Here is a 20172-nt window from a genome sequence, read left to right on the forward strand (position 1 = left end):
AAAGAGTGGAGTCGGGCTCCCGTGGGCCGTTACCGTCCTTCCGCCCGTAGTCATCCGCTCTCCGGTCAAGGACGTGCCGTTGTACACCAGGTGAGAACCCCCGAGCGCTGTTCCGTCGCGCGTCGCCGTGTGCGCCGCGCTGCTTTTCGCTGCGGTCCTCTCACTGGAAACGGGATTTCTCTGTGTCCACAACCCGGGTGGATTTCCCCACCTCGCTGTCGATCGTCCTCCGCCGTTGCTCCCTGTCCGCCTCCGCGCGCTTCCGGGTGAACAACACCCTCCGCCTCACCCTCACCCACCAGCCCCTCGCCGCCCGACTCCGCGCCTCGGCCGTCGCCGACCGGCCGGCCTGGCAGTCCCCGTACGGCCCACCGCAGCGCCGCTCCCACCGTGGCCGCTGGGTGCCCGAGCCGGGGGTGGGCCGGTCGCTGCCCGTCGTCGTGCGGCGCGGCCACCTGTGCGAGCAGTGCGACTGACCGGTGCGTGATGCGGTTCGGTCGGGGCGTGCGGTCTGGCCGTACGCCCCGGCCCCGGCCCCAACCCCAATCCCGGCCCCGCGTCAGGTACCGGGTGCTGCTGTCTGGGGGCTGGAAGCTGGGGCTGGCCAGCCTGCGGGGCGGGGGTTGTGTTCCTCCCGTGCGCCACCCCGCCCCCACCACTCCACCCCGGGCACGCTAGACCCATGGCGCAGAAGCGGAACGATCCGGACCCAGGCGACGACCACCGGCAGCCAGGCGCGCGGCCGGCTGGCCAGCACCCCGCGACCGGCGACGGGCCACCCACCAAGGACAGCCCACCCACCAAGGACAGCCCAGCCACCACAGGGCAGGGGAAACAACCCGGCCGCCCGGCGACCCAACCCCAGCCGCAACGCCAACCCCAAAGCCGCGCCGAACCCAGCGCCGAAACACGCGCCCTCACCCACGCCCTCCGCGCCGCCGTGCGCGGCGACGTGGCCGGCGATGCCACCGCCCGCGCGCTGAACACGATGGACGCCTCGAACTACCGCCGCGTGCCGCTCGCCGTCGTCGCGCCGCGCGACGCGGACGACATCGCGGCCACCCTCGCCGTCTGTCGCGAGCACGGGGTGCCCGTCGTGCCGCGCGGGGGCGGGACCTCGATCGCCGGGCAGGCGACCGGGGTCGGGGTCGTGCTCGACACGACCCGGTACCTGAACCGCGTCGTCTCGCTCGACCCCGGGGCCCGTACGGCCGTCGTCCAACCCGGGGTCATCTGCGACGACCTGCGCTCGGCCGCCGCGCCGTACGGGCTGACGTTCGGGCCCGACCCGTCCACGCACAGCCGCTGCACCATCGGCGGCATGATCGGCAACAACTCCTGCGGCGCGCACTCGGTGGCCTGGGGCACCACCGCCGACAACGTGCGGGAGGTGACGGCGCTGCTGTACGGGGGCGAGCGGGTGCGGCTCCTCGGGGAGGGTGGCGGCGGCCTGGACGCGCTGCCCGCCCGGCTGCGGGACGGGTTGCGGGGGCTGGTGGACGGCAACCTCGCGCTGCTGCGTACCGGGTTCCCCGAGCTGCCGCGCCGCATCTCCGGGTACGCGCTCGACGCGCTGCTGCCGGAACGCGGCGTCGATCTGGCGCGGGCCTTCACCGGCAGCGAGGGCACCCTCGGGGTGGTCAGTGAGGCGACGGTACGGCTGGTGCGGGCGCCGGGGGCGCGGGTGTTGGCGATCCTCGGGTACGCCGACGAGAACGCCGCCGCCGACGCGGCCAGCACGCTGCTGCCGCACGGGCCGCTGACCGTCGAGGGCATGGCCAGCGACCTCGTGGGACCGGTCGCCGCCGCGTCACTGCCGCGCGGTGGGGCCTGGCTGTTCGTGGAGGTGGGCGGCGACAGCCCGGAGCAGGCGCGGGCGCACGCCGGCGCGCTGCTGCGCGACGCGGCGGCCGGGTGCACCGACAGCGCCGTCATCACCGACCCCGCCCACCAGCGCGCCCTGTGGCGCATCCGCGAGGACGCCTCCGGCACGGCCACCCGGATGCCGGATGGCACGGAGGCGTGGCCCGGGTGGGAGGACTGCGCGGTGCCGCCGGCCCGGCTCGGCGGCTACCTGCGGGACTTCCGCGCGCTGCTCGCCCAGCACGGTCTGCGCGGCACGCCGTACGGGCACTTCGGCGACGGCTGCATCCACGTGCGAATCGACTTCGACCTGTTGACCGAGCCCGGCATCGCGCGCTTCCGCGCCTTCTCGTACGACCTGGCCGACCTCGTCGTCGCGCACGGCGGTTCGCTCTCGGGCGAGCACGGCGACGGGCAGGCGCGGGCCGAGTTGCTGCCGAAGATGTACGGGAGCGAACTCGTCCGACTCTTCGAGCGGTTCAAGGACCTGTGGGACCCGGCCGGCGGGATGAACCCGGGCATGCTGGCCAGGCCGCACCGGCTGGACGAGAACCTGCGGTTCGCCGTGTTGCCGCGCGAACCGGTGGACGTCGCGTTCGGCTATCCGGAGGACGGCGGCGACTTCTCCGCGGCGGTGCGGCGCTGCGTGGGCGTGGCCAAGTGCCGTACGACGTCCGTGAGCGGCGCCGGCGTGATGTGCCCCTCGTTCCGGGCCACCGGCGACGAGCGGCACTCGACCCGGGGCCGGGCCAGGCTGTTGCACGAGATGCTCGCCGGCGAGGTCATCGCGGACGGCTGGCGCTCGACCGAGGTGCGTGACGCGCTCGACCTGTGCCTGTCCTGCAAGGGGTGCCGCACCGACTGCCCGGTGGGCGTGGACATGGCCACGTACAAGGCGGAGTTCCTGCACCACCACTACGCCGGCCGGCTACGGCCCGCCGCGCACTACGCCATGGGCTGGCTGCCGGTGTGGCTACGGGCCGCCGCCGCGCTCCGGCTGGCCCCGGTGGCGAACGCGGCGGCCCGGGTCGGGCCACTCGCCGCGCTGGCCAGGCGAGTTGGCGGGATCGCGCCCGAGCGCGACCTGCCGGAACTGGCCGCCGAACCCTTCCCCCGCTGGTGGCGCGCCCGGGCCCGGCGGCGGGTGGGCCGCCCCGGAGTACGGGAGCGCGGCCGGGACCAGGGCCGCGACCGGCCCACCGTGGTGCTGTGGCCCGACACCTTCACCAGCTACCTCGCGCCGGACGTCGGACGGGCCGCGGTCGCCGTCCTCGAGGACGCCGGGCTGCGGGTCGTCGTGCCGCCCACCGGGCCGGGCCGGCCGCTGTGCTGCGGGCTGACCTGGGTCTCCACCGGCCAGCTCGACCGGGCCAAGCAGGTGATGCGGCGGGCCGTGGACGCGGTGGCCCCGGCCCTCGACGCGGGGCTGCCGCTGGTCGTCCTCGAACCGAGCTGCGCCGCGACACTCCGCGGCGACCTGCCCGAACTCCTCGGCCCCGACACGCCAGGCGCGGCACGACTCGCCGCGTCGGTGCTCACCTTCGCGCAGGCCCTGGACCAGTACGCGCCGAACTGGCACCCGCCGCGCGTGGACCGTCCCGTCGTCGGCCAGACCCACTGCCACCAGCACGCGGTGCTCGGCGACGCGGCCGAGCGCACGCTGCGCGAGCGGGCCGGGCTGACCGGCGAACTCAGCGGCGGCTGCTGCGGCCTCGCCGGCAACTTCGGCTTCGAGGCCGGGCACTACGAGGTCTCGGTGGCCTGCGCCGAGGAGGCGCTGCTGCCCGCCGTACGGGACCGGCCCGCCGGAGCCGAGGTGCTGGCGGACGGGTTCTCCTGCCGTACGCAACTCCACCAACTCGGCGGCCAGCGCGCCCGTCACCTGGCCGAGGTGCTTGCGGAGGCGCTGGCCGAACGGCGGGACGAAGAGTGAGCCGCCGCCCGTCCCGAGCGGGGCTTGACCTCAACCGTGGTTGAAGTTCGAGGATGGTCACCATCCGCGCCGCGCCCCCGGCCCGCAGGCCAGCGCACGCGTGCGTCGCTCACGGCAGGGGACGGCAAGGGCGACGCCGCCCGGCGCCCGGGCCCGGGGCACGGCGCGGTCCGGCACACATGCGCGGCACGCACGCGCGTGCGCGCCGCCCGGACGACGAGGAGACCGGCGATGACCGCAGAGGACCGTACGACCACGCCCACGAGGCCGGTCGGGGCGGCCGAGGCGCGCGAGGCGGCCGAACCGGCCGGCGGGCCGCCCGCCTATCCGGACGCCACCAGGGCCGACGCTGGCCTGGCCACGTTCAGCACCTGGCGGGTCGGCACCCCGGAGCGGCAGCGCGCCGCCGTGGACGCCATCGCCGCCACCTGGCAGCGACTGCCCTGGCCCACGCCCGAGCTGCTGGGATACAGCGTGTACACCGGCACCGACGGCGAGACGCTGTTGCACTACGCGCAGTGGACCAACGAGGCGGCGCGCGAGGCGTACCTCCGGGCGGGGCGGCAGGTGGCGCACGCGGCCGAGATCGACGCCGCGGTGCCGGGCATCGAGCGCGATGGGGTGACGTCCTACCGCCTGTACCGCAGCGCCTTCACGCCGGGCGCGCGCGGCCCGCAGGCCCCGGCCGTCGGCTGCGCCATCGCCGTGACCATCGACTTCGACGGCCCGGACGAGGCGCGGCTGCGGCGCTGGGTGGACGGCTGGTTCGACGGGGACGAGCCGGAGGTCGACGACTTCGACGGGCTGCTCGCGGCGCACTTCCACGTGAGTACGGACGGCACGCGGGTGCTCAACTACGCGGAGTGGGTGAGCGCCCAGGCACACATCGACGCGTTGGCCTCGATGCACCAGGACCACCCGGCCGACGACGCCGGCGAGGAGCCCGACGCCCATGAGGAGCCCGACACCGGTCGGCCCGAGCCCACCCAGGCCCCGCGGGCCACCGGCGACAGCGACGGCGACGGCGACGCCGACCAGTGGGAGAGCCAGTTGGCGTTCCCCGGCCTGAAGTCCACCGGCTTCCAGCGGTACCACCTGAGCTGGACTGGCACCGCCCCCCGCCCCGACTCCGCCTGAGCCTCCGGCGTACCCGTACGCGCCCTCGTACGCCCACGCCCGCACGCGAACGGATCGGGCGCACCCACAGCCCACGCCCGCGCACAGTTCGGGCACGCCACCGGGCCGGGCGCGGCGGGGGTCGCCGGGTCCGGCCCGGTGGTGCGTGCCCCGCCCCCGTGGCGGGGGCGGGGCGGGGCGGTCGGGGCAAGGGTCAGGCGGTCACCCGCTCGCGCTCCTTCTCGGTGAGCCCGTCCGCCGGGGCGGGCGGCAGCGCGTCGGCCTCGGCCGTGCTGTCGGCGCTGGCGTCGGCCGTGGCGTCGTCCGGAGCCTTCGCCGCGCCGTCGACCTGCGCCTCGGCGGCGATCCGTACCGGCACCGTGCCCTCGTCGTTGTGCCGCTCGGCCCAACTGGTGAGGGCCGTGCTGCACGCGTGGTCGAGGTGGCGCAGGCCGGACAGGTCCAGCTCGATGGGCCGGTCGCCCGGCAGCCCCTCCAGCGTGTCGAGCATCTTCGGGAGCCGGAGGAACGTCGCGTTGCCGGTGAGGGAGACACGGATGGTGCCGCTCGGCGTCTCCCTGACCGAGGTGTGGATGTGCGAGGTCTCCCAGGCCGTCTTGATGATGGACAGCGCCAGGCCGATCAGCACGCCCTCGAACATGTTGACCGCCACGATGGATATGGCCGTGACGCCCAGGATGATCGCCTCACCCCGGTGCTTGCGCCACATCGGCACCAGGTGGCCCAGCGGCAGCAGCTTCCACCCCGCGTGCACCAGGACGCCGGCGAGCGCGGCGAGCGGGATGAGGCCGATGACGGCCGGCAGCAGCGCGGCGAACAGCAGCAGCCACACGCCGTGCAGCACCCGGGACGCCTTGGTGACGGCCCCGGCGTGCACGTTGGCCGAGCTGCGCACGATGACCGCGGTCATCGGCAGCGCGCCGAGCACGCCGCAGAGCGTGTTGCCCGCGCCCTGCGCCATCAGCTCCTTGTCGTAGTCGGTCCGCGGCCCGTCGTGCAGCCGGTCCACCGCCGCCGCGCTGAACAGGCTCTCGGCGGACGCGATGAGGGTGAAGGCCACGATGGTGCCGATGATCCCGACCTGGGCCAGGTCGCCGAAGTCGTCGCCGCCCGGCACGTTCACCGAGTCGAGCAGGCCCTGCACCTTGACCTTGGCGATCGACAGGTCGGCCAGCGCGGTCACGCCGGTGGCCAGCAGGACGGCGGCCAGCGCGCCGGGCACGACGCGCACCTTCGCGGGCAGGTACGGCCAGGTGGCGAGGATGACCACGACGCCGGCACCGACCGCGAAGGCGATCAGCGCGTCGCCGCTCCCGGCGATGTCGCCGACCAGGCCGGGCAGCCCGGTGATCTTGTCGAGGCCGGTCTTGGGCGCGGTGATGTCGCCCATGGCGTACAACTGGCCGGCGATGATGACCAGGCCGATGCCGGCGAGCATGCCCTCGACCACGGATATGGAAATGGCACGGAACCAGCGTCCGAACCCCAGGGCGCCGAGGGCGAGTTGGGCCAGCCCGCTGGCCAGCACGATGACGCCGAGGGCGCCGAGACCGTACGTCTCGACCGCCTCGTAGACGAGTACGGTCAGGCCCGCAGCCGGGCCGCTGACCTGGAGACTGCTGCCGGGGAGCAGGCCGGTGACGATGCCGCCGACGATGCCCGTGATCAGCCCTACTTCGGCCGGCACGCCGGAGGCGACGGCGACGCCGACGCACAGGGGCAGGGCGACGAGGAAGACGACGAGTGAGGCGGCGAAGTCACGCCGCAGGGTGAGGGCGGTGGGGCGCATGGTGTCCTCGCGATGCGGTTTGCCGCGGCTCGGTGGCACGGGGCCGGGAGCCGCGGGCGGTCTGGGCGGCTGGGCGGAGTCGGACGGTTCGACCGTCGGGTGAGCGTCGTCCGTCATCGGGGCTCACAGCGGGAGGAACGCGTCGTCGGCCGGCCGGTGTTCGAGCACGGCGCCGGTGTGCACCTCGTAGAACCAGCCGTGCAGCCCGAGCGTGCCGGCGGCCAGCCGGCGCTCGACGCACGGGTAGCCGCGCAGCCGCTCCAACTGGGCCAGCACGTGCGCCTGGACCGGGAGCGCGACCTCGGGCCCGTGGTCGCCTGGCTCCAGCGGACCGTCGGGCCCGGTGGGGGAGTGGGTGGCGTGCGCCAGCCAGTTGGAGACGGCCGGTACGGCGGTCAGGTCCTCGCCACGGACGAGCGCGCCGACGGCGCCGCAGTGCGAGTGGCCGCACACCACGATGTCCGCGACACCGAGCACCTCCACCGCGTACTCGATGGTGGCGGTCTCGCCGCTGGGGTGTTCCGGGCGGTACGCGGGCACGATGTTGCCCGCCGTACGCAGCTCGAACAGCCCGCCCGGGCGCGCGCCGGTGATCAGCGACGGGACGACGCGGGAGTCGGAGCAGGTGATGAACAGCGCCTCCGGCGACTGTCCGGCGGCCAGCGCGGCCAGGTCGGCGCGCTGGTGGAGCTGGTCACGGAAGGTACGGGCGTGGTCGATGAGGGATTTCATGTCAGTTGCCTCCTGCGCTGAAGGGGGGTGCGCATCGGTACGAACTGGCGTATAGGGGACAGGGAGGGCCCAGGCGGAGCCGTTCCGAGCGGGGGAGAGGGTGGCCGCTCCTGACGGGCGGCCGACGCGCGGCCCAGGGGGAACCACCGGTGTGGGGGCCGAGGTACGGCCATCGTCACCGGTCGGTGCCGCGCCCGGATGGGGCGCGCGGGAGTCACCGGGGGCACGCGGTGGCGTACCCGCGGCGTGGGCGGCGCGTCAGGGGTGTGTTGGATGCTCGGAAGGTCGCCAGGGAGAGCGGACCGCCACTGAGGGCCGGGTCCGGACCGCTACGGCCGGGGTGCGGCCGGTCCGCGGTTCCACGGGGCACGACGGTGGGCCCGGCGCGGAGCGCGGTGTGGGTCCGGGCCGGGCGTGGGCGCCGGTCCGGTGCTCTTACGCGGCCATCTCAGCAGCGAAAGACCTGGAGCATGACGGGCAGTGCCGCCCTGCGTTCTCGGTGTTGCCCGAGGGACGCACAGTCGGGACCGCCCGGCCCTGGGGCGCCACACGCGCGCGCGGCGTGCGTGACGGGCGTCGAGCTGCACGGCCGGGAGGTTGGCGGCGCGGTCTGGGTCGTGCCGTAGCGGCCCGACGACGATGACCGAGCGGGCAACTCCTCGCCCTGCCGGGGTTGCCGTGGAGTGTCCTCACACAGCCTGAGGGTCTCCGCCGCCTGGCCGGCGCTGTACGAACCGGCGGGGGCGGGGGCGGCGGCCTGCGCGGTCGGAACGCTCAACAGCACGGCCAGCATGGCGCCGATCACGGCTGCCAGCAGGCTGAGTGCCGCCCGTTTCCGTACCACCGCACCGCCCTCGTCCGAGAGTTCAGGAGACCTGGAGAAAACACCCGCTGAGTAAGGGGTGTCCCTGGCTCGCGCCCAGGACTTTCAGCGTATAACCCGATGACTGCGCACGCGCGCGCGCCGAAGTAAACGTCTGGTTTCCGAGCTGTGGAGAGCGGCCGATATGCGGTTTCGGACGACCGCTATGACCTGGGTGTATGGCGTGGCTGACGTCCCAACTAGCCACAAAGTGCGGCAAGTTGCTGACGGCGGACCGTCACCTGAGACGGTCGAATGCCACTGTGACCTCGCCCACCTGGTCTTATCTGGCCACCGAGTTCGCCCGAATCCTTTCGCTGACGCGCCGCTGTAGGCCGATAGGGGGTGCGATAGGGGCCGGAAGGGGCGCGGGCGGCGGGCGTCGCTCGCGAAAAAATAATGCAATCACGCTTGCTTGTTTATGGCGGCGCTGCCACTCTCGTTCTCGGCGCCGGGCGCATGGCCCCGGCGCTCGCCGCGCGGCGTGCCCACGACCGCGCCGGCGATCCCCAACGCCCGTCGCCCGCCTGACCCGAGCCCGTCCCGATCCGCTGTTGACCCGCTTGTGAGCCGTCGCGATCCGAACCCGAGCCGTGCTGGTTCGGTCCCGAGCCGTTCTGATCCACGCATGAGCGGTGCCGCCCCGTCCCCCGCGCGGCCCCGCTCCGGCCGCTGACCGAACCGGGCCGGCTCGCTGTCCGAACGGGCCGTTCCGCCGGTGGGCGCGAGCGGTCCGACCATCGCGACGAGCACCACCGGAAGAGAGCACCCGAGCAGCACCCGAACAGCACCCGAGGAGCACCCGAGGAGATGGGGAGCGCACATGGCCGACACCGCCGCCCTGCTCGATGACCTACGGGCCGAAGGCGACGACCTGGACGCGCTGGTCGCCGGGCTCGACCCCGGTCAGTGGGCCCGGCCGACGCCCGCCGTCGGCTGGACCATCGCGCACCAGATCGCCCACCTGGCCTGGACCGACGCGCGGGCGAGCGAGGCCGCGTCGGCGCCGGAGGTGTTCGCGCGGGAGGTCGAGAAGGCCGCCGCCGCGCCGGAGCGCTTCGTCGACGAGGGTGCGGCGGCCGGCGCGCTGGAGCCGCCGGCCACCCTCCTCGCCCGCTGGCGCGCCGGCCGCGCCGCGCTCGGCGAACTCCTCGCCGCGCGGCCCGAGGGCGCGAAGCTGCCGTGGTACGGGCCGCCGATGGGGGTCGCCTCGATGGCGACCGCCCGCCTGATGGAGACCTGGGCGCACGGGCAGGACGTGGCGGACGCGCTCGGCGTGCGCCGCACGCCCACCGCCCGGCTGCGGCACATCGCCCACATCGGCGTACGGGCACGCGACTACGCCTATGCGATCAATCAACTCGCCCCACCCAGAGAAGAGTTCAGGGTGGAACTGACGGCGCCCGACGGGGCGCTGTGGACGTACGGGCCGCCCGAGGCGTCCCAGCGCGTCAGCGGGCCCGCGCTGGACTTCTGCCTCCTTGTCACGCAGCGCGCGCACCGCGACGACCTGGCCCTACGGGTGGACGGCGGCGAAGCCAGGCGCTGGCTCGGCATCGCCCAGGCGTTCGCCGGCCCGCCGGGCGCGGGCCGCCCCGCCGGAAGCCTGGCCGGTGCCACCGTGGCCGCCGCGCACGGCGCGGGCCCCGGCGCGCACGCGGCGGTGTCCCCGGCCGCCGACGGCGTCGCGACCGGTGACGCGGGCCGCTGCCGGACCAAACGACACGGGGGCGAGGCATGAGCGCGAACGCGGGTACGGGTGCTGAGAGTTGGAGCCAAGCGAGTCCGGGCGCGGAGGGTTCGGGTGTGGCGGGGCGGCCGATGGGTGGGGCCGAGGCCGCGCAGGCCGGGCTCCCGGCGCCGGTGCCGCTGCGGATCGGGAACGCGTCCGGGTTCTACGGGGACCGGTTCGACGCCGTGCGCGAGATGCTCACCGGCGGCCCGCTGGACGTGCTGACCGGCGACTACCTGGCCGAACTGACCATGCTCATCCTCGGCCGGGACCGGCTGAAGGACCCGAACCGTGGCTACGCCAAGACGTTCCTGCGGCAGTTGGAGGAGGGGCTCGGGCTCGCCGTCGAGCGTGGCGTGCGGATCGTGGCCAACGCGGGCGGGCTCGCCCCGGCCGCGCTCGCCGACGCCGTACGCGAACTCGCCGACCGGGTCGGGGTCCCGGTACGGGTCGCGCACGTGGAAGGCGACGACGTGCTGGAGCGCGCCCAGCGCGAGGGTTGGGGCCAGGGCGCGCTGACCGCCAACGCCTATCTGGGCGGCGCGGGCATCGCCGCCTGCCTGCGGGCGGGCGCCGACGTCGTGGTCACCGGCAGGGTGACCGACGCGGCCCTGGTCAGCGGGCCCGCCGCCGCGCACTTCGGGTGGGCGCCGGACGACTGGGACGCGCTGGCCGGCGCCGTCGTCGCGGGCCACGTCCTGGAGTGCGGCGCGCAGGCCACCGGCGGCAACTACGCCTTCTTCACCGAACACCTGCCCCGCCCGCAGGACCCGCCGGGCACCTCCCGGTCCTCCGCCGAACCCTTCAACCATCCCTTCGCCGCGCCCCTTCCGCACCAGGCGTCCCCGGCCGGCCCCGCGCGGCACGGCCCGTACCGCCCCGGCTTTCCGCTCGCCGAGATCCACGCCGACGGCTCGTGCGTGATCACCAAGCACCCGGGCACGGGCGGCGCCGTCACCACCGAGACCGTGACGGCCCAACTCCTCTACGAGACGCAGGGCGCGCGCTACGCGGGCCCCGACGTCACCGCCCGGCTCGACGCGCTGCGCCTGGCACAGGAGGGGTCCGACCGGGTGCGGATCAGCGGCGCGCGCGGCGAGGCCCCGCCGCCCGACGTCAAGGTCGGGTTGACCCGGCTCGGCGGCTGGCGGAACGAGGTCACCTTCGTCCTGACCGGCCTGGACATCGAGGCCAAGGCCGCCCTCGTCCGGGACCAGGTGGAGGAGGCGTTGGCTGGTCAGCGGCCCGCCGAGGTGCGCTGGACGCTGGCGCGGACCGACCGCGCGGACGCCGCCGTGCAGGAGGAGGCCAGCGCGCTGCTGCGGCTTGTGGCGCGCGATCCGCGACCGGATCCGGTGGGGCGCGCGCTGAGCGGCGCGGCCGTCGAACTCGCCCTCGCCAGCATCCCCGGCTTCCACGTCACCGCCCCGCCCGGCAAGGGCGCCCCGTACGGCGTGTTCGAGGCCGCGTTCGTGCCGGCGGCCGGCGTGCCGCACACGGCGGTGCTGCCCGGCGGCGAGCGGCTTTCCGTCGACCCGCCGGCGCACACCCGAGGATTGGCCCCGCTCGACGCGCCGCCGCTGCCCGAGCCACTGCCGCCCGGGCTGCCCACGGTCCGGGCCCCGCTCGGCCGCGTCGTCGGGGCCCGCAGCGGCGACAAGGGCGGCAGCGCCAACATCGGCGTGTGGGCGCGCTCGGACGCCGGCTGGCGCTGGCTGGCCCATGAACTCACCGTCGAGCGACTGCGTCATCTCCTCCCGGAGGTCGAAGAGTTGCCGATCACCCGACACCTGTTGCCCAACCTGCGCGCGCTCAACTTCCTCGTCGAAGGGTTGCTGGGGGAGGGCGTCGCGGCCCAGGCCCGGTTCGACCCGCAGGCCAAGGCCGTCGGCGAGTGGCTGCGCGCCCGCCAACTCGACCTACCGGAGGTGCTGTTGTGACCGTCATCGCGTCGGCGCTCGACACGACGAGCCCCGAGTACGCCGCCCACCGGGAGGCCATGCTCGACAAGCTCGCCGCCGTCGAGGCCGAACACGCCAAGGCGATCGCCGGCGGCGGCGAGAAGTACGTCGCCCGGCACCGCGAGCGCGGCAAGCTGCTGGCCCGCGAGCGGATCGAACTCCTCGTGGACCCCGACACGCCCTTCCTCGAACTCTCCCCGCTCGCCGCCTGGGGCAGCGACTACGCCGTGGGCGCGGCCCTGGTCACCGGCATCGGCGTGGTCGAGGGGGTGGAGTGCCTGATCACGGCCAACGACCCGACCGTACGCGGTGGCGCCAGCAACCCGTGGACGTTGAAGAAGGCGCTGCGCGCCAACGAGATCGCCCGCGCCAACCGGCTGCCGTGTATCTCGCTGGTCGAGTCGGGCGGCGCCGACCTGCCCAGCCAGAAGGAGATCTTCATCCCCGGCGGCGCCCTGTTCCGGGACCTCACCCGGCTCTCGGCCGCCGGCATCCCCACCGTGGCCGTGGTGTTCGGCAACTCGACCGCCGGCGGCGCGTACGTCCCCGGCATGTCCGACCACACGATCATGGTCAAGGAGCGGGCGAAGGTCTTCCTCGGCGGTCCGCCGCTGGTCAAGATGGCCACCGGCGAGGAGAGCGACGACGAGTCGCTGGGCGGCGCCGACATGCACGCCCGCGTCTCCGGGCTCGCCGACTACTTCGCCGTGGACGAGCGGGACGCGCTGCGCCAGGCCCGCCGCGTCGTCGCCCGCCTCAACTGGGCCAAGGCGCACGCCGACCCGCCACCGGCCGAGCCGCCCACGTACGCCGAGGAAGAGTTGCTGGGCATCGTGCCCGGCGACCTCAAGGTCCCGTTCGACCCGCGCGAGGTGATCGCCCGCCTCGTGGACGGCTCGGACTTCGACGAGTTCAAGCCGCTGTACGGGCCGAGCCTGGCCACCGGCTGGGCCACCCTGCACGGCTACCCGGTCGGCATCCTGGCCAACGCCCAGGGCGTGTTGTTCTCGGCCGAGTCGCAGAAGGCGGCCCAGTTCATCCAACTCGCCAACCAGCGCGACACCCCGCTGGTCTTCCTGCACAACACCACCGGCTACATGGTCGGCAGGGAGTACGAGCAGGGCGGCATCATCAAGCACGGCGCCATGATGATCAACGCGGTCTCCAACTCGACCGTCCCGCACCTGTCCGTGCTGATGGGAGCCTCGTACGGGGCCGGCCACTACGGCATGTGCGGCCGGGCCTACGACCCGCGCTTCCTGTTCGCCTGGCCCAGCGCCAAGTCCGCCGTGATGGGCCCGCAGCAACTCGCCGGCGTGCTCTCCATCGTCGCCCGCGCCTCGGCCGCCGCGAAGGGTCAGCCGTACGACGACGAGGGGGACGCGGCGCTGCGCGCCATGGTGGAGCAGCAGATCGAGTCCGAGTCGCTGCCGATGTTCCTGTCCGGCCGGTTGTACGACGACGGCGTGATCGACCCGCGCGACACCCGCACCGTCCTCGGCTTGTGCCTGTCGGCCATTCACACCGCACCGGTCGAGGGCGCCCGTGGCGGCTTCGGCGTCTTCCGGATGTGAGGCACCCCGTGAGCCGAGTAACCAAAGTGGTCGAAGCGACCGAAGCCGAGGCATCAGTGATCACCACCCTGTTCGTCGCCAACCGAGGCGAGATCGCCCGCCGCATCTTCCGCACCTGCCGTGAGCTGGGCATCGCCACCGCCACCGGGTACTCCGACGCCGACGCGAACGCCCCGCACACCCGCGAGGCGGACGCCGCCGTCCACCTGCCGGGCAACGCTCCCGCCGACACCTACCTACGCGCCGACCTCCTGGTGAAGGCCGCCCTGGCCTGCGGCGCGGACGCCGTCCACCCCGGGTACGGCTTCCTCTCCGAGAACCCCGACTTCGCCCGCGCCGTCATCGACGCCGGCCTGACCTGGGTCGGCCCGCCACCGGCGGCCATCGCGGCCATGGCGTCCAAGACCCGGGCCAAGGGGCTGATGGCGGACGCCGGCGTGCCGCTGCTCGCCCCCGTACGCCCCGAGGAGGCGACGGAGGCCGACCTGCCGCTGCTGGTCAAGGCGGCTGCCGGGGGCGGCGGGCGCGGCATGCGGCTCGTCCGTGAACTCGCCGCGCTGCCAGAAGAGATGAAGGCCGCCAGCGTCGAGGCGGCCTCGGCGTTCGGCGACGGCGAGGTGTTCGCCGAGCCGTACGTGGAGCGCGGGCGCCACGTCGAGGTGCAGATCCTCGCGGACGCGCACGGCACGGTGTGGACGCTCGGCACCCGCGACTGCTCGCTCCAGCGCCGGCACCAGAAGGTCATCGAGGAGGCCCCGGCCCCCGCGCTGCCGGACGCGCTGCGCGCGGCGCTGCACGAGGCCGCGGCCCAGGCGGCCACCGCGATCGACTACCGGGGCGCCGGCACGGTCGAATTCCTCGTCTCTCCGCAGGGCCGCGGCTACTTCCTGGAGGTCAACACCCGGCTCCAGGTCGAGCACCCGGTCACCGAGTGCGTCCACGGCCTCGACCTGGTGGCCTGGCAACTGCGCGTCGCCGAGGGCCACCCGCTGCCCGCCGCGCCGCCCGAGCCCACGGGGCACGCGGTGGAGGCCCGGCTGTACGCGGAGGACCCGGCCCGCGACTGGCAGCCCCAGACCGGCCTGGTGCGCCGCTTCGACCTCGGCCCGACGACGCCGGCCGGCCCCGCCCAGCCGCTGCCACCCGCCGGGTTGCGGGTGGACTCCGGCTTCGGCGCCGGCGACACGATCAGCCCGCACTACGACCCGATGCTGGCCAAGGTCATCGCCTGGGCCCCCACCCGCGCGGAGGCCGTCCGCCGCCTCGCCCACGCCCTGGAGCGGGCCTGCCTGCACGGCCCGGTCACCAACCGCGACCTGCTCGTCCGCGCCCTGCGCCACCCGCGCTTCCAGGCCGCCGACCTCGACACGGGCTTCCTCGACCGCCACCTGACCGAGCTGACCGGGCTGGCCGGGCTGGCCCCGGGCGGGGTGGTTGAGGTGGCGGGGGATGCCGGCCCGGGTGCGGCGGGTGAGGTCGCTGACGCGGGCCAGGCGGCTACCTCGGAAGGGTTGGGGGCGCCGGAAGAGTTGGCCCGCGCGGAAGAGTCGAGCGGGGCCGGCGGGTTGGGCGTGCGCCTGGCCGTGCTGGCCGCCGCGCTGGCGGACGGCTGCGGGCGCTCCCGGTTCGGTGGCACCCGCTACGGCGGCGCCTGGCGCAACGTGCCGTCCCAGCCGCAGACCCGGACCTACCGCAGCGAGCCGGACGGCACCGAGCACGAGGTCCGCTACCGGCTCACCCGCGCCGGCCTGGACGCCGCCGGCCTGCCCGGCGTCCGCCTGCTCTCGGCCGCCCGCGACCTGGTCGTCCTGGACGTGGCCGGCGTCCGCCGAACCCTTGCGGTGAGCGCGTACGAGGACGGGACGGTGTACGTCGACACGCCGCCGCCCGCCGCCGGCCCACCCGGCCAGCCCACCGCGTACGCCCTCACCCCGCTGCCCCGCTTCCCCGACCCGAGCGCCCGCACCGAGCCCGGCTCGCTGCTCGCGCCCATGCCCGGCACCGTCATCCGGCTCGCCGACGTGGCGGAGGGCGACGCCGTACGGGCCGGCCAGCCGCTGCTGTGGCTGGAGGCGATGAAGATGGAACACAAGATCACCGCCCCGGCCTCCGGCACCCTCACGGCCCTGCGCGCGACCCCGGGCCAACAGGTCGAGGTCGGCGCCCTGCTCGCCGTCGTCTCCGACTGACCGGCCCGGCCCCCACCCCGTACCCCTCAGCTCGTACGCCCCGTACGCACCACAGACCCCGCACCCCGCACACCGCACTCCGCAGACACCCCGCACACCGCAGGCACACCGTGTGCCCCACGCACCCCCCGAACGCCATCCCGCACCGAGGAGGCCCCATGTCCCACGCCGTGATCGAGTCCGAGGAGCACCGCGCGCTGCGCTCCGCCGTCGCCGCCCTGGGCGCGCGGTACGGCCGCTCGTACATGGACACCGTCGTCCGCGAGGGCAAGCACCCCGAAGAGTTGTGGGCCGAGGCCGGAAAGCTCGGCTATCTCGGCGTCAACCTGCCCGAGGAGTACGGCGGCGGGGGCGGCGGAATCGTCGAACTCTCGCTCGTACTGGAAGAGTTGGGGGCCGCCGGCTGCCCGCTGCTGCTGATGGTCGTCTCGCCCGCCATCTGCGGCACCGTCATCGCCCGCTTCGGCACCGAGGAGCAGAAGCGGGCCTGGCTGCCGGGGCTGGCCGACGGTTCGCGGACGATGGCGTTCGGCATCACCGAGCCCGACGCCGGCTCCAACTCGCACCGCATCACCACCACCGCCCGCCGGGACGGCGACGACTGGGTGCTCACCGGCCGCAAGGTCTTCATCTCCGGCGTGGACGTCGCCGACGCGACGATGATCGTCGGCCGCACCGAGGACGCCCGCACCGGCAAGCTCAAGCCGTGCCTGTTCATCGTGGACCGCGAGACCCCCGGCTTCGGCTACCGGCAGATCCCGATGGAGGTCGCGGCGGCGGAGAAGCAGTTCGAACTGACCCTGGACGAGGTGCGGCTGCCCGCCGACGCGCTGGTCGGCGACGAGGACGCCGGACTCCTCCAACTCTTCGCCGGGCTCAACCCCGAGCGCATCATGACCGCCGCCTTCGGCCTCGGCATGGCCAGGTTCGCCCTCGCGCGGGCCGTCGACTACGCCAAGACCCGCGAGGTGTGGAAGAGTCCGATCGGCGCCCACCAGGCCATAGCCCACCCGCTGGCCCAGTCGCACATCGAGGTGGAACTGGCCCGCCTGATGATGCAGAAGGCGGCCGTCCTGTACGACTCCGGCGACGACATGGCGGCCGGCGAGGCGGCCAACATGGCGAAGTACGCGGCGGGCGAGGCGACCGTCAAGGCCGTCGACCAGGCCGTGCACACCCTCGGCGGCAACGGGCTCGCCTCCGAGTACGGCCTCGCCTCGCTCATCACCGGCGCCCGCGTGGTCCGCATCGCCCCGGTCAGCCGCGAGATGATCCTCAACTTCGTCTCACACACCACGCTCGGCCTGCCCAAGTCGTACTGACGGCTCACCCGCCCCACGGCTCGGGGGCGGGCGGAGCCCGTACGGGACGCACCTCACGGGACGCGCACCCGTACGGGCTCACTCCTACGGGACCGCTCGTACGAAACCGGGCCGTACGGAGCCAGCTCGTACGGAACCGCTCGAACCGGGCGCGCTCGTACGACACGGGGACGGGCGGCCCCGCCACGCGTGACGGAACCGACGGGTCCCGTAGCCCATCCAGTTCAATGGACCCCCGAAGCGCACCGAAGCGCCCCGCCTCCAGCCCACCGGCCGAGCCCGACCGGCCGCCCCACCCAACCCCCACCAGTCACCCAACCACTCACCCAAGCAAGCAGCCCCCAGCCACGTAGCCACCCAGCCCTCCCAGCCACCCAGCCCAGGAAGGAGGTCGGCGGACCGATGACCCACCCGCCCGAGCAACCGGGGCAGCCCGCGACGACCGGCGAGCGGCCGGCGCCGCTCGTGCGCCGCGCGTACGACCGTGGCATCGCCACGCTCACCCTCGACTCGCCGCACAACCGCAACGCGCTCTCGTCCCGCCTGGTGACCGAGTTGCTGGCCGGCCTGGAGGCCGCCGCCGCCGACCCCGCGACCCGGGCCGTGCTGCTCGACCACACGGGCACCACGTTCTGCGCCGGGGCCGACCTGAGCGAGGCGGTGTCCGGCGGCGCGGCCGACGGGGGCGCGCCCGTGGCCGGGCCGCTGGGCCTCGCGCGGTTGATGCGTACCGTCGTGGAGCTGCCGGTGCCGGTGGTCGCCCGCGTCACCGGGCACGTACGCGCCGGCGGGCTCGGCCTGTTGGGGGCCTGCGACATCTCGGCGGCCGGGCCGGCGGCCAGCTTCGCGTTCACCGAGGCGCGGCTCGGCCTCGCGCCCGCCGTGATCTCCATGCCGCTGCTGCCCCGGCTCGACCCGCGCGCGGCCGGCCGCTACTACCTGACCGGCGAGCGCTTCGACGCCGCCGAGGCGGCCCGCATCGGCCTGATCACCCTCGCCGGCGACCCCGACGAGGTTCTGGCCCCGGTCCTGGACGGGCTGCGTCGCGGCTCGCCGCAGGGGCTCGCGGAGTCCAAGCGGCTGGTGACGGCCGAGGTGCTGCGGGCCTTCGACCGGGATACGGCGGCGCTGGCCGAACTCTCCGCCCGACTCTTCGGCTCGGCCGAGGCCCGGGAAGGGATGACCGCGTTCCTGGAGCGCCGCGACCCGGCGTGGGCGCCCACCACACCCGAGTCGGCCTCCGCCGATTCCGCCTCCACCGAGGCCGCTCCCGCTGGGCCAGCCCCCACCACCCCAGCCAACCCAGCCAACCCAGCCACCCCGGCCAAGGTCGCACCATCCGATGGCGGGCCGCACGCCGCGCGGCCCGCCGAGCCCAGCACCGTGGAGGAACCCCGTTGACCACGCGCCCGGCGCTACGCGATCCCAAGCAGGATCGCAGCCGCGCCACCCGGCAGCGGCTGCTTGAGGCCGCCATCGCCTGCCTTGCCGAGCACGGCTGGGCGGGCTCGACGGTGTCGGTGGTCGCCGAGCGCGCCGGGGTCTCCCGTGGCGCCGCCCAGCACCACTTCCCCACCCGCGAGGACCTGTTCACCGCGGCCGTCGAGCAGGTCGCCGAGGAACGCTCGGCGGCCCTGCGCGCGCTGCTCGCCGGCGCTACCGACCCGCCCGAGCGCGACGGCCCCGAACGCACCCACGCCGTGGTGGACGCCCTGGTCAGCCTCTACACGGGCCCGCTGTTCCGGGCCGCCCTCCAACTGTGGGTCGCGGCCTCCAACGAACCCCAACTCGGCGGTCGCGTCACGGCACTTGAGGCCCGCATCGGCCGCGAGAGTCATCGCATGGCGATCGAACTCCTCGGCGCCGACGAGAGCGTCCCCGGCGTACGGGAAACCGTGCAGGGCCTCCTCGACATGGCCCGCGGCCTCGGCCTGGCCAACCTCCTCACGGACGACGCCCCGCGCCGCGAACGGGTGGTCACCCAGTGGGCCCGGCTGATCCACGACGTGCTGGGGCGGGGGTGACGGGTCGGTCCCGCCTACGGGGCCGGCTCCGCCCACGGAACACGTCACACCCGGTCTTGCGTACGTCGCCCCCGGCCTGCCCGCACCCCACATCCAGGCTCCCCGCACCTCACATCCGGGCCTTGAGCGCGTCGACCTCGCAGCCCGGTGCGAACGGGTCGAAGCCGTGCTCGGACAGCCAGCGGACCGCCAGCAGGCTGCGCAGCGACCACCACGCGTGGATCACGTCGAGGTCGATGTCGGCGCCGTAGCCGGCGATGACGTCGTCCAGGTGTTCCTCGTGTCCGAGCGTGAAGGTGGCGAGGTCGTACAGGGCGTCGCCCTGACCCGCCTCGGACCAGTCGATGATGCCGGTGACCCGGTCGCCGTCGAGGAAGACGTGTGCGATCTGCAGGTCGCCGTGGGTGAACGCCGGGGTCCACGGCCGGAACGCGGCCTCGGCGACCTCGCGGTTGCGGGTGACCAGGTCAGCGGGGAGGAGGCCGCTCGTCACGAGCTTCTCGCACTCGGCGTCGAGTTCCGCCACCAGCGCCGCGACGCTCCGCCCCGCCCGGCCGGTCCACGGCGGCAGCGGCCCGTCGTGCAGCTTCCGGATGGCGGCGCCCGCCGCGGCCCACGCCGCCGCCGACCCGGTCGACGCCCCACCCAGGCTGCCGAGCGTCGCCCCCGGGAGCGCGGCGAGCGCGAGCGCGGGCGGCTTGCGCCACAGGATCTCCGGGGTCGGGACCGGCGCCAGCGACATCGCCCTGACCTCGGTGTCGACACGCGCCTGATCGGCGTCCACCTTCAGGAACACGTCACCGACGCGCAGCGTCGCGCGCTCGGAATGGGCGACGACGACCTTGACCTCGTCCCGGCTCACGGGTGATTCGACCGCATCCATGGGCGACGAGTATTCCGGTGGCGGTCGCGGACGTCGCCCGGTTTATCGCGTGCGGTGACGCGGCTGGCCGCCTCCCGCCACGCGGTGGCCTGGTGCCCGACACCGACCCCCGACCTCCGGCCTCAGACCAGGTCAGGCCCCCACCTTCCGAGCATCCCGTGGCGACACCCG

At 74.6% G+C, this 20172-nt stretch carries 12 protein-coding genes and 1 pseudogene; 10 read left to right on the top strand and 3 right to left on the bottom strand.

Annotated features, from left to right (window positions below; all coding sequences use genetic code 11):
- The first annotated feature begins 182 nt into the window (after window positions 1–182).
- From AC3CHW_RS20540 to AC3CHW_RS20550, 3 genes are all read left to right on the top strand, one after another.
- On the top strand, window positions 183–476 hold the full coding sequence (locus AC3CHW_RS20540) for a hypothetical protein (protein WP_398607501.1): 294 nt from the start codon (window positions 183–185) through the stop codon (window positions 474–476).
- 206 nt (window positions 477–682) lie between these two features.
- Window positions 683–3796 (top strand): FAD-binding and (Fe-S)-binding domain-containing protein, encoded by a 3114-nt coding sequence (locus AC3CHW_RS20545; RefSeq protein WP_488467432.1) that lies wholly within the window; start codon window positions 683–685, stop codon window positions 3794–3796.
- Between the two features lie 231 nt (window positions 3797–4027).
- A complete protein-coding gene (locus AC3CHW_RS20550; RefSeq protein WP_488467433.1) occupies window positions 4028–4933 on the top strand; it encodes an antibiotic biosynthesis monooxygenase in 906 nt (301 codons plus the stop codon).
- Between the two features lie 193 nt (window positions 4934–5126).
- Here AC3CHW_RS20550 and AC3CHW_RS20555 read toward each other — a convergent pair whose 3' ends face one another.
- Window positions 5127–6722 carry a SulP family inorganic anion transporter gene (locus AC3CHW_RS20555; protein WP_488467434.1) on the bottom strand — a complete coding sequence of 532 codons (1596 nt, stop codon included), beginning with the start codon at window positions 6720–6722 and terminating at the stop codon, window positions 5127–5129.
- Window positions 6723–6845: 123 nt separating this feature from the next.
- Window positions 6846–7454: a carbonic anhydrase gene (locus tag AC3CHW_RS20560; protein ID WP_398607497.1), complete on the bottom strand. Its 609-nt coding sequence runs from the start codon at window positions 7452–7454 to the stop codon at window positions 6846–6848.
- 1685 nt (window positions 7455–9139) lie between these two features.
- Between AC3CHW_RS20560 and AC3CHW_RS20565 the strand changes: the two genes are divergently transcribed.
- From AC3CHW_RS20565 to AC3CHW_RS20595, 7 genes and pseudogenes are all read left to right on the top strand, one after another.
- Window positions 9140–10057: a TIGR03084 family metal-binding protein gene (locus tag AC3CHW_RS20565; protein ID WP_488467435.1), complete on the top strand. Its 918-nt coding sequence runs from the start codon at window positions 9140–9142 to the stop codon at window positions 10055–10057.
- A gap of 80 nt (window positions 10058–10137) precedes the next feature.
- A complete protein-coding gene (locus AC3CHW_RS20570; RefSeq protein WP_488467436.1) occupies window positions 10138–11988 on the top strand; it encodes an acyclic terpene utilization AtuA family protein in 1851 nt (616 codons plus the stop codon).
- On the top strand, window positions 11985–13583 hold the full coding sequence (locus tag AC3CHW_RS20575) for an acyl-CoA carboxylase subunit beta (protein WP_488467437.1): 1599 nt from the start codon (window positions 11985–11987) through the stop codon (window positions 13581–13583). Before AC3CHW_RS20570 ends, AC3CHW_RS20575 begins: the two co-directional genes overlap by 4 nt.
- Window positions 13584–13639: 56 nt before the next feature.
- The gene (locus AC3CHW_RS20580; RefSeq protein ID WP_488471119.1) at window positions 13640–15772 is read left to right on the top strand and encodes an acetyl/propionyl/methylcrotonyl-CoA carboxylase subunit alpha; all 2133 of its coding nucleotides are present in this window, start codon (window positions 13640–13642) and stop codon (window positions 15770–15772) included.
- A gap of 158 nt (window positions 15773–15930) precedes the next feature.
- Window positions 15931–17094, top strand: coding sequence for an acyl-CoA dehydrogenase family protein (locus AC3CHW_RS20585; RefSeq protein WP_359322682.1), 1164 nt, complete (start codon window positions 15931–15933; stop codon window positions 17092–17094).
- Between the two features lie 402 nt (window positions 17095–17496).
- Window positions 17497–18312 (top strand): annotated as a pseudogene (locus AC3CHW_RS20590) (enoyl-CoA hydratase family protein); the annotation flags it as partial.
- 179 nt (window positions 18313–18491) lie between these two features.
- Window positions 18492–19118 carry a TetR/AcrR family transcriptional regulator gene (locus AC3CHW_RS20595; protein ID WP_387593208.1) on the top strand — a complete coding sequence of 209 codons (627 nt, stop codon included), beginning with the start codon at window positions 18492–18494 and terminating at the stop codon, window positions 19116–19118.
- A 109-nt stretch (window positions 19119–19227) separates the two neighbouring features.
- On the opposite strand, the gene AC3CHW_RS20600 is transcribed toward AC3CHW_RS20595, so the two are convergent.
- Window positions 19228–20001, bottom strand: coding sequence for a phosphotransferase family protein (locus AC3CHW_RS20600; protein ID WP_488467438.1), 774 nt, complete (start codon window positions 19999–20001; stop codon window positions 19228–19230).
- Between the last annotated feature and the right edge of the window lie 171 nt (window positions 20002–20172).

Source organism: Streptomyces sp. MGP-BFMKR1, assembly GCF_057766585.1.

What these genes read in the sequence shown, in the direction of transcription:
- AC3CHW_RS20545 (WP_488467432.1), top strand. Translation starts at nt 683, where the DNA reads ATGGCGCAGAAGCGGAACGATCCGGACCCAGGCGACGACCACCGGCAG.
- AC3CHW_RS20570 (WP_488467436.1), top strand. Translation starts at nt 10,138, where the DNA reads ATGGGTGGGGCCGAGGCCGCGCAGGCCGGGCTCCCGGCGCCGGTGCCG.
- AC3CHW_RS20550 (WP_488467433.1), top strand. Translation starts at nt 4,028, where the DNA reads ATGACCGCAGAGGACCGTACGACCACGCCCACGAGGCCGGTCGGGGCG.
- AC3CHW_RS20560 (WP_398607497.1), bottom strand. Translation starts at nt 7,454, where the DNA reads ATGAAATCCCTCATCGACCACGCCCGTACCTTCCGTGACCAGCTCCAC.
- AC3CHW_RS20585 (WP_359322682.1), top strand. Translation starts at nt 15,931, where the DNA reads ATGTCCCACGCCGTGATCGAGTCCGAGGAGCACCGCGCGCTGCGCTCC.
- AC3CHW_RS20565 (WP_488467435.1), top strand. Translation starts at nt 9,140, where the DNA reads ATGGCCGACACCGCCGCCCTGCTCGATGACCTACGGGCCGAAGGCGAC.
- AC3CHW_RS20555 (WP_488467434.1), bottom strand. Translation starts at nt 6,722, where the DNA reads ATGCGCCCCACCGCCCTCACCCTGCGGCGTGACTTCGCCGCCTCACTC.
- AC3CHW_RS20600 (WP_488467438.1), bottom strand. Translation starts at nt 20,001, where the DNA reads ATGGATGCGGTCGAATCACCCGTGAGCCGGGACGAGGTCAAGGTCGTC.